The 8,439-nt window shown below is 70.8% G+C and carries 7 protein-coding genes; all 7 read right to left on the bottom strand.

Annotated elements, in window-relative coordinates:
• Nucleotides 1-176: 176 nt before the first annotated feature.
• The gene (rny, locus tag AB0H52_RS31070; RefSeq protein ID WP_357951831.1) at nt 177-1,943 is read right to left on the bottom strand and encodes a ribonuclease Y; all 1,767 of its coding nucleotides are present in this window, start codon (nt 1,941-1,943) and stop codon (nt 177-179) included.
• A gap of 847 nt (nt 1,944-2,790) precedes the next feature.
• Nucleotides 2,791-3,504 carry a regulatory protein RecX gene (locus AB0H52_RS31065; protein WP_151493000.1) on the bottom strand — a complete coding sequence of 238 codons (714 nt, stop codon included), beginning with the start codon at nt 3,502-3,504 and terminating at the stop codon, nt 2,791-2,793.
• A 14-nt stretch (nt 3,505-3,518) separates the two neighbouring features.
• Nucleotides 3,519-4,565, bottom strand: coding sequence for a recombinase RecA (gene recA, locus AB0H52_RS31060; protein ID WP_151492999.1), 1,047 nt, complete (start codon nt 4,563-4,565; stop codon nt 3,519-3,521).
• 184 nt (nt 4,566-4,749) lie between these two features.
• Nucleotides 4,750-4,950, bottom strand: a complete 201-nt coding sequence (locus AB0H52_RS31055) for a DUF3046 domain-containing protein (protein ID WP_151492998.1) — start codon at nt 4,948-4,950, stop codon at nt 4,750-4,752.
• Nucleotides 4,951-4,954: 4 nt separating this feature from the next.
• A complete protein-coding gene (locus AB0H52_RS31050; protein ID WP_151492997.1) occupies nt 4,955-6,316 on the bottom strand; it encodes an MFS transporter in 1,362 nt (453 codons plus the stop codon).
• Between the two features lie 88 nt (nt 6,317-6,404).
• Nucleotides 6,405-6,662 (bottom strand): FAD-dependent oxidoreductase, encoded by a 258-nt coding sequence (locus AB0H52_RS31045; protein WP_357951828.1) that lies wholly within the window; start codon nt 6,660-6,662, stop codon nt 6,405-6,407.
• Between the two features lie 274 nt (nt 6,663-6,936).
• Nucleotides 6,937-7,680 (bottom strand): FAD-dependent oxidoreductase, encoded by a 744-nt coding sequence (locus AB0H52_RS31040; RefSeq protein WP_255473771.1) that lies wholly within the window; start codon nt 7,678-7,680, stop codon nt 6,937-6,939.
• Nucleotides 7,681-8,439 lie beyond the last annotated feature (759 nt).

Below are 8,439 nucleotides of genomic sequence, written 5' to 3'. Positions count from 1 at the left end.
TTCTTCGCCACCGCGGCAGTATCCACGGCGTCAGTCGTCATGGTCATCAGGTGCGTCTCCTTGATCAGGAGTTACACCGTTCTTTTTACAGTCCCCTATGAGGGCTACGGCCAATTTGGCATCCTGGCTGCTGCACTCGAATCCAATTTGTGCACCTTTGCGGCTGGCACCGGCGGTCAGCGGGCGATCTCGGTGACCCGGGACTCGCGGACCACGGTGACCCGGATCTGACCCGGGTACGTCAGCTCCTCCTCGATCTGCTTGGCCACGTCACGGGCCAGCACGGCCGCCCCGATGTCGTCCACGTCGTCGGGCTTGACCATCACCCGGATCTCCCGGCCGGCCTGCATGGCGAAGACCTTGTCCACGCCCAGCTTGCCGGCCGCGATCTCCTCGATCCGCTCCAGCCGCTTGACGTACGCCTCCAGGCTCTCCCGGCGGGCGCCCGGCCGGCCGCCGGAGCAGGCGTCGGACGCCTGGGTGAGGACGGCCTCGATGGTCTGCGGCGGCACCTCGTTGTGGTGCGCCTCGATGGCGTGCACGACGTCCTCGTGCTCGCCGTACTTGCGGGCCAGGTCGGCGCCGATGATGGCGTGGCTGCCCTCGACCTCGTGGGTGAGCGCCTTGCCGATGTCGTGCAGGAACGCGGACCGCTTGATGGTGGGCACGTCCAACCGCAGCTCGGCGGCCATGATGCCGGCGATGTGCGCGGTCTCGACCAGGTGCTTGAGCACGTTCTGCCCGTACGACGTGCGGTAGCGCAACCGGCCCAGCAGGACCACCAGCTCCGGGTGGATCTCGGTGATGCCGACCTCGACCAGGGCGTCCTCGGCAGCGCGGAGGCAGAGCTGCTCCACCTCCTGGCGGGCCAGGTCGTAGACCTCCTCGATGCGGTGCGGGTGGATCCGCCCGTCCAGCACCAGCTTCTCCAGGGTGAGCCGGCCGACCTCCCGGCGGACCGGGTCGAAGCAGGAGAGCAGCACCGCCTCCGGGGTGTCGTCGATGATCAGGTTGACCCCGGTCACCGACTCGAAGGCGCGAATGTTGCGCCCCTCCCGACCGATGATCCGACCCTTCATCTCGTCACCGGGTAGGTGCAGGACGCTGACCACGCTCTCCGCGGTCTGCTCGCTGGCGACCCGCTGGATCGCGTCCACCACGATGTGGCGGGCCCGCTGTTCGGCGGTGCCCCGCGCGTCGGCCTCGATGTCGCGCACCAGCAGCGCGGCCTCCCGCTTGGCCTGCGTCTCGATCGCCTCGACCAGTTCCAGCCGGGCCGCGTCGGCGGTCAGGCCGGCGACCCGTTCCAGCTCCCGGCGGCGCAACTCCTCCGCCTCGGCCAGCTCGGTCTCCCGCTGGGCGAGAGCGGACTCCCGTGCGGCGAGGGCGGCCCGCGCCTCGGTGAGCTGCCGCTCCCGCTCGGCGAACCGCTCCACCTCCTCGGTGTGCAGCCGCTCCCGCTCGTCCATCCGGGCCGCACGGCGCTCCACCTCGGCCGCCTGCTCCCGAGTGGTGGCGGCGAGCACCGCGACCTCCCGTTCGCCGCTGCGCCGGGCCGTGGCCCGCAACTGTTCGGCGTCCGCCTCGGCCTGCTTGTGCGCCCGCTCCAGGACGGTGTCCGCCTCGGCGCGGGCATCGTCGAGCACCCGGCGGGCCTCGGCTCGGGCGGCCTTGGCCTCGGCCTTCGCGGCCGCCGCCTCGGCGCGCGCGGCGGCGGCTGCGGACTTCGCGACGTCGATGGTGCTGTTCGCCTGGTCGGCCGCGTTGCGCAGGGCGGCCAGGGACTGCTCCTGGCGGTCCTTCTCGGCGATGAACGCCGGATCCTCCGGCGCCGGCGCCGAACCCATTCCGCGCAGTGTCCGGACGCCGTACAGCACGGCGCCGATCACCACCGCCGCGAGGATGAGGACGGCCGCGAGGAGCACGACGTCGAAGGCGTTCATGCCGGAACCCCGTCGGGTCTACCGGTGAACCTGTGCCGCCGCCCCACCATGGCCGCCTCCCCTGAAACGTCTGCCGACCGCAGTGACCGTGCCCGATGGGCACACTCCTGCGGCTGTGGACGCCCGACCGGAGCGGCTGGCCGTGGGTAGCTCTCTCCGCCGGCGGTGCCCTCGGGCATCGTCGGCGACCGGGTGCAGTTGTCGCGGAGTACCGGACCGGCCTGTCCGGACTGCCGCCAAAGGCCGTGGAGTCGGCCAAAGTGATGCTGTGTTGTTACGCGATCTATGTTGTGCGCTTAGCCTGCGCTGGTCGGGCAATGTGAGCCTGTATGGCGAGGCTAGGTCGCCGGGGGTGGTCTGGTCAAGGACTCATGATCAAACCCCCCGAACGGAGCGAAGTTGCGGCGTCACTCAAAGCTGATGCAGTGTCGGACACACCGGGACAAAGGCGGCGAGGCGACGGCGCCGATCCGGATGTCGTGCCTGTTCAGCGACGGAGACACCCCCGCGGTGAACCGACTTTGTGACACCAGCGACCCCCGCTCGGCCCAACCCTCTCATCCCGCCAAGATCGCGCCGCTCACCCCACCACGATCCGCGCCGCTCACCCCCGGCACGATCCGCGCCGCTCACCGGCCAAGATCGCGCTCGATCCAGGATGTAGTGGGGTACTCGCGGCGGTGAGGCCACTACATCCTGGATCGAGCGCGATCATCCCGGCCCGGCACGGCGCGCGGCGCGGCGCGGCGCGCGGCGCGGCGCGGCGCGCGGCGCGGCACGGCGCGCGGCGCGGCGCGCGGCGCGGCGCGCGGCGCGGCGCGCGGCGCGGCGCGGCGCGGCGCGGCGCTCAGTCGGTCAGGCGGTTGTCGCGCTCCAGGTCACCTTCCGCGTCGGCCAGCGCGTCGGCGTCGATCTGCTCGGCGAACTCGGCCGCCTCGGCGCTCTGCGCGGCCAGCGCGTCCTTCACCGCCCGGATCGCCACACCGGGCGGGTAGCCCTTGCGGGCCAGCATGCCCACCAGCCGGCGGAAGATCGCGTCCGGTTCACCCCGGGCGGTACGCAGCTTGCGCTCCACCAGGGCACGGGCGGTCTCCGCCTCGGTCTCCTCGTCCAGTTCGTCGAGCGCCTCGGTGGCCACCTCGCCGTCGACGCCCTTGCGGCGCAGCTCGTTGGCGAGGGCCCGGCGGGCCAGGCCACGCCCGGAGTGCCGGCTGGACACCCAGGCGCGGGCGAACGCCGCGTCGTCGATGATGCCGACCTCGTCGTACCGGTCGAGCACCTCGGCGGAGACCTGCTCGGAGATGCCGCGTTTGGCCAGCGCACCGGCCAGCTCCGCCCGGGTACGCGGGCGGACGGCGAGCTGGCGCAGACAGATCTCGCGGGCCACCTCCGACTCGTCGCGAGGTGGCCCGTCGCGAGGTGGCGCCGGAGCCTCGACCGCATCGCCCGCCTCGGACCGGCCACGACGACCACGGCGCGGGCGCGGGGGATCACTGGCATCACCCGTACGAGGCGGACTGGCATCCCAGCCCCGCCCCGTACGGGCGCGTCGTCCTGCCACTGGTCAGCGACCGGTCAGAAGTCGACCGGCGGCAGCTCCGGGCCACCGGCGGCGTCGCCCGCGCCGACCCCGACGCCGAGCTTCTCCAGGATCTTCTTCTCGATCTCGGCGGCCACGTCCGGGTTCTCCTTCAGGAACTCCCGGGCCTTCTCCTTGCCCTGGCCGAGCTGGTCGCCGTCGTACGTGTACCACGCACCGGACTTGCGGATGATCGCCTGCTCCACGCCGACGTCGATCAGCGAGCCCTCGCGCGAGATGCCCTTGCCGTACATGATGTCGAACTCGGCCTGCTTGAACGGCGCAGCCACCTTGTTCTTGACGACCTTGACCCGGGTGCGGTTACCGACCACGTCGGTGCCGTCCTTGAGGCTCTCGATGCGTCGCACGTCGAGCCGGACCGAGGCGTAGAACTTCAGCGCCCGACCACCGGTGGTGGTCTCCGGGCTGCCGAACATCACGCCGATCTTTTCCCGCAGCTGGTTGATGAAGATCGCCGTGGTGCCGGTGTTGCTGAGCACACCGGTGATCTTCCGCAGTGCCTGGCTCATCAGCCGGGCCTGGAGGCCCACGTGGCTGTCGCCCATCTCGCCCTCGATCTCGGCGCGCGGCACCAGGGCCGCCACCGAGTCGATCACGATGATGTCCAGCGCGCCGGAGCGGATCAGCATGTCCGCGATTTCCAGCGCCTGCTCGCCGGTGTCCGGCTGCGAGACCAGCATCGCGTCGGTGTCGACGCCGAGGGCCTTCGCGTACTCCGGGTCGAGCGCGTGCTCGGCGTCGATGAAGGCGGCGATGCCACCGGCCCGCTGGGCGTTGGCCACCGCGTGCAGAGCCACCGTGGTCTTACCGCTGGACTCCGGGCCGTAGACCTCGACCACCCGGCCACGCGGCAGGCCGCCGATGCCCAACGCCACGTCGAGCGCGATGGAGCCGGTCGGAATCACCGCCGTCTGGATGACCGGCCGGTCACCCAGTCGCATCACCGAGCCCTTGCCGAATTGCTTGTCGATCTGAGCGAGAGCAAGGTCGAGTGCCTTCTCCCGGTCAGGCCCTGCTGCCATGGTTGCCACCCCTGCCTTCGCCGGCGTCTTTGCTGAGCTTCGCGTCACGCGGACACGCTAGGCGCTGGGTCCGACAGAAAACCAGCCGACGGGCCGCGAGCTGTGGACGAGCACCCCGCTGTGGACAATAGCCGAACAGGTGTACGACAAGACAAGCGACACGCGGAAGCGGCGAAAAGGCTGCTCAGCGTAGTCGCGCGGGCACGCGGTCGGGATATGCGGCGCAGACCGCCCGCCAGACCGCCTGCGTCCGTACCCCCGACGCCAACGCCTGCTCGATGGTCCGTCCATCGAGCTGGGACAGCACCTGGTCGCGGGCGATGCTGGCCGCGTAACCCGGCCCGAACGCCTCCTCCAACCGCGCCCAGAAGTCGGTCAGCCGCACGTGATCAGCCCTCCTTGTCCGATGCCGTGGTCGACACCGGGCGCAACGCTAGCGCCACCAGGGGCACGGTTGCGACCGCCGCGAGCAGGCAGAGCACCGGATAACCGGCGATCTGCATGACAAACCCGCTGAGCACCGCGGCGCCGGCCCCGGCCAGCCCCATGATCAGGTCGGAGAACCCCTGGACGCTCGGCCGTACACCGGCCACCACCGACTCGGAGAGCAGCGTCGAGCCGGCCACCATCGTCCCGGACCAGCCCAGCCCGAGCAGGACCAGACCGACCGAGAGCCGGGGCGTGTGGTGCCCGGCGGTGCCGGCCACCGCACAGGCGGCCAGCAGCAGCCCGACCCCGCCGAGGATCACCGCCCGCCGGCCGAACCGGTCGGTGAGCCAGCCGACCACCGGGGCGAACGCGTACATGCCGGCGATGTGCAAACTCAACACGATGCCGACCAGCCGCAGCACGTCGGCGTCGGCGTGCGACTCGCCGATCCGGACCGGGGTCATCGCCATCACCGCCACCATCACCAGGTGCCCCACCGCCACCGCGGCGATGCCGAGCCGGGCGGCGGGCTGCCCGCGTACCACCGACCAGGCCAGCCGCATCCCGGCGCTGCGCGACGCGCGCGCACCGACCGGCGCGGCGGCCGGCGCCTGGGCGGCCGCGGCCGCCGCCGGCGGGTCAGCGGCCGGCGGAGCGACGGGCGCGTCGGCCTCCGCGAGCCGCCGCGCGGTGAGCAGCGGGTCGGGGCGGAGCAACCCGAGGAGTACGCCGGCAGTCAGCACGAACGCGACCGAACTGAACGCGAACGGGCCGGCCAACGGCGGCAGCCCCCAACCGGAGGTGGCCCGGTCGGCCAGCGCGGCGAAGTTCGGCGCGGCCACCGCGCCGATGGTGGTGGCCCAGACGATCAGGGAGAGCTGCCGGCCACGACGGGCCGGCTCGGCGAGGTCCACCGCCGTGTAGCGGGCCTGCAGATTCGCGGCGGTGCCGCCGCCGAAGAGCAGCATGCCGAGGAAGATCAGCGGCACCGAACGGGTGGCCGCCGCCAGCACCACCAGCACGCCGCCGACGGCACCGACGGCGTACGCCAGCACCAGGCCCGGCCGGCGGCCACGCCGCGCCATGATCCGGGTGACCGGGACGGCGAGCAGCGCCGCACCGACCACCCCGGCGCTCTGCGCGACGCCGGCCATCGCGGTGCCGGCGATCCGTGCGGCGAGCAGCGCGCCGACGGAGATGCCGATGGTCACACCGATGCCGCCGATGATCTGGGTGGTGAAGAGCAGCCGCAGGGTGCGCCGCTGGATCGACGCGACGTCGGGCCGGGCGGCGGTACGCGGCGCGGTCAGGTGGGTGGCCATCTGCGCTCCTCAGGGCGGGGATGACCCATCCTCGCGCACCCGTCCCGCCGCCCGCCGCCCCCGCCCGCCGTGCGGTCCCGGCGGACCGTCAGCCGGCCATCACCCGCTGGTGCAGTGCCGACACCGCCGACCGGGCCGCCACGAACGCGCCGTGCTGCCAGGCCACCTCGTGGCTCAGCCAGTCCCCCGCGAAGTAGACCCGCCCGGCCGGCTGGAGCAGCAGGTTGTAGCCGGGCGTGCCGTAGCGGGGCGAGGTCCAGGCGCCCTCGATGCAGCGGGTCCGGTCCCAGGCGTGCGAGTACGAGGTGACCAGCTCACTGCGGTACTTGTCGCCGTGGATCTTCACGCCCTGCGTAATCGCGCGCTCCCTGCGCTGCTCGGGCGTGAGACCGCTGTACGCCCGGGCGTTCGCCCCGGTGTTGTTAGTAGCCGACGACCAGGCCGCGCTTGCCGTGGAAACCGTAGGACGGGTACCAGATCTGTGACAGGTCCAGATCGGTCTCGGGGATGCCGCCGGTCGGTCACACCGGTCACCTCGGCGTCGAGCCGGATCCGGTGCATGCCCACGGCCTTCGCCAGTGCTCGGGGAATCTGGTCCATGCCGCCGACCGGCTGGAACATCAGCATGGCCTGGTCGTAGCCGAACTCGAAGGAGAAGTGCCGGCCGACGTTGCTGGCGAAAACGTCGGAGAGCGCAGGCTGCCCACGTCGTTGCCCGCGCCCGGATACGCGGAGAAGCCGCGCCTGTTGGTCCCGGTGTCCGCCCAGTCGCTGGTGCGTCCACCGATCGCGCCGAAGCTCTGCAGGAACGCCAGCAGCCGGTCGCGGTCCCCAGTGGTGAGCCGACCGTCCAACGCGCCCCGGTCGGTGGCCTTGGCGAGCAGTTCCGAGACGTAGCCGTACACGTCGGCCTGGCGGTGCGGTACCGGACCGGCTCGGTCATTCCGGCGGACTCGTTGTAGATCCAGGCGTCCGCGTTCTGGTTGGTGAAGACCTCGACGGGTACGCCGAGTTCCCGGCAGTAGTCCCATGGTGACCATCCACTGCGCGATCCGGCCCGGCCTCGCATTGAAGTAGACCCCGTCGGAGAAGCCGGCCCGCTGGGTGCGTCCATCCAGGTCGGTCTCGACGTCGCCACCCCGGATGGTCAGTTTCCGCCCACCGACGCGGTGCCGCGCCTCGAGGATCGTGCAGCGGTAACCCGCCTTGCCCAACTCGTACGCGGCGGTGAGACCCGCGATGCCGCCGCCGAGAATGACCACGCTGGCACCCGGCCGCCCGGTGAGGGTGAAGTCGGACCGCTGCGGCGGCCGGAACGCCGGGGTGACCGACGCGGCCGCGTTGGGGGCGAGCCCCATTACCATCGCACCGCACCACCGCTGACTCCCACCGCCCGCAGGAACCCACGCCGGCTGACCATCGACTGCATCTGATCGCTCATGAAGCCCCCACAAGATCGACTCACAGAGCGCGTGTTACGGGGATCACGTCGTGCTGTTTTCCGGGTGATATCAGATCGTCCGCCCAGGACGAGACGGACATCTGCCGCGCGGCACACCAGGAGCGCGGAACAGGACGTTGCGCTCCACGAACATCAGGCATTCCCACAGCTACCTGGCTACCACCGCCCACGTGTGGGCAATTACTCAGTGTGACCAGCATCACACTATACTCGTACATGAACCCGACGGCAAAACCCTCCGTTCTCCTATTAGAGCTGCGAAATTTGCTCGGCAAGAATACCGGCAGGTGCAAACTACGCAAGGAAATCGCGTTTCCCCTATGGCGAGGAGAGTGTGATGCCCCCCTCCACACCAAACAATGCCTACCCCAACGCATCCTGGGATGTTCCGGTCAGTTCCTTGGGACTCACCGGAATTCCTGCCGATGAGTTAGCGGAGGTAGACCCTGGGCGAAGAATCCATACGCTGCCCACTGAGTTGGTCGCTGAGTTGGCCAAGCTGATGGCGACCCAGGAGGAGGAGCACCCTGGGCGGGAAGTCTTTTCGCTGCCCCCCGAGTTGGCCCCTAAGTGGTCCGAGCCGGAAGTCCGTCGGGGGTTGATGGGTGACGGGTGCGGTCAGGGTCCGGGTGTGATGGTGCCGATGTGGATGTCGTAGACG

It is taken from the genome of Micromonospora sp. NPDC050695 (assembly GCF_040654415.1).
GTDB lineage: Bacteria > Actinomycetota > Actinomycetes > Mycobacteriales > Micromonosporaceae > Micromonospora.
Note: the sequence above shows the minus strand (reverse complement) of the source record. Positions and strands in the feature narration are given on the sequence as shown.